The sequence below is a fragment of the Rossellomorea vietnamensis genome (assembly GCF_001305855.1).
GTDB classification, from domain to species: Bacteria; Bacillota; Bacilli; order Bacillales; family Bacillaceae_B; genus Rossellomorea; species Rossellomorea vietnamensis_A.
Window position 1 is genome coordinate 1 of record NZ_LIXZ01000098.1, and the last position, 503, is coordinate 503.

Annotated in this window: 2 protein-coding genes; both read left to right on the forward strand. The window is 63.2% G+C overall.

The genetic code is table 11. The features are described 5' to 3' along the window. Window positions 1-14: 14 nt before the first annotated feature. Window positions 15-125: a JAB domain-containing protein gene (locus AM506_RS23645; protein WP_440480365.1), complete on the forward strand. Its 111-nt coding sequence runs from the start codon at window positions 15-17 to the stop codon at window positions 123-125. 93 nt (window positions 126-218) lie between these two features. Then, window positions 219-503, forward strand: a 285-nt coding sequence (locus AM506_RS23650) for a DUF3275 family protein (protein ID WP_152968661.1), incomplete at its 3' end; no start/stop codon positions are given.

The following is a 503-nucleotide window of genomic DNA, read 5'->3' on the forward strand; positions in this document are numbered from 1 at the left end:
ATGCGGACCGACGCATTACCCAGCGCCTTAAAGAGGCACTGGGTCTGATCGAAGTTCGCGTGCTCGACCACATCGTGGTGGGCGGTTCGGACTCGGTCTCCTTCGCGGAGCGGGGTTATCTCTGACATCTCGGGCGCTTGCCAGTGACTTCTTGGACGGGTGCCGGCGCTGCCGGCCCCGTCCGCTCTTTTTGCATCCTGTCGAACAGGAGTCTGGCGATGATCAAGATCCCCGGGCGGCTTACCGTCCGCATCATTCATGGGCGCAACGGCCCCTTTAACGTCGGCCGGCTGGCGGCCTCGATCGGCGAGTTTGTCATCAAGGACCCTCAGCTGGACCAGTTCAGCGAAGGGGTGTTCGAGGGCGAGTTTCTGCTACTCGAGATCCGTCCGGCGAGCTACTTCACCGGCGGCCGGCTGGTGGTGGAGGTTCGCGCCAAGGTTGGCGAGATGCTGCTGACCGAGGATGGCATGCTGGTGACCCAGCATGGGCCTCGCTTCGAC